Origin of the sequence: Anaerotignum faecicola (assembly GCA_024460105.1) — a bacterium.
In the GTDB taxonomy this organism is placed as follows: domain Bacteria; phylum Bacillota; class Clostridia; order Lachnospirales; family Anaerotignaceae; genus JANFXS01.
Genome location: JANFXS010000473.1, coordinates 1 through 406, shown reverse-complemented (window position 1 = coordinate 406; position 406 = coordinate 1). Strand labels below are relative to the sequence as shown.

Genomic DNA, 406 nt, shown 5'->3' with positions numbered 1-406 from the left:
CGCGACCTTTTAAGCGAAACAACCCTTTCCTGTCAGATCGTAATTATCAGCTGCGGCCAGATCGGTAATGGACTCTACCAGTCCGTTGGTGGCGTACGCCAGGACATCCTGGTTGGAGACTTCAATAACGTCAGGCGCTTCATTACCGGAGATGGCAACGATGATCTTCTGCTTATCAGATACGCTCAAGCCCTCTACGAAATACTTGTCCTGGCTCTCATTGTAAGCCTTAATCGCATTTTCAAAGCAGGTTGCCTCATCACCTGTGTGGGAATACCAGAATACGACTTTCTTCCTGTCACCGCTCTCGGCCTTTGTGTCCCCTGCTGTCTCTCCGGCGGTTGTCTCTGCTGTCTCTCCGCCTGCAGCTGCAGTGGTGTCGGTTGTGGTACTCTTTCCTCCCCCG

The 406-nt window shown here is 52.5% G+C and carries 1 protein-coding gene; it reads right to left on the bottom strand.

What is annotated here, in order from left to right; genetic code table 11:
- Positions 1-9: 9 nt before the first annotated feature.
- Positions 10-406: ABC transporter substrate-binding protein (locus tag NE664_14940; GenBank protein MCQ4727931.1), on the bottom strand; the 397-nt coding region annotated here is incomplete at its 5' end.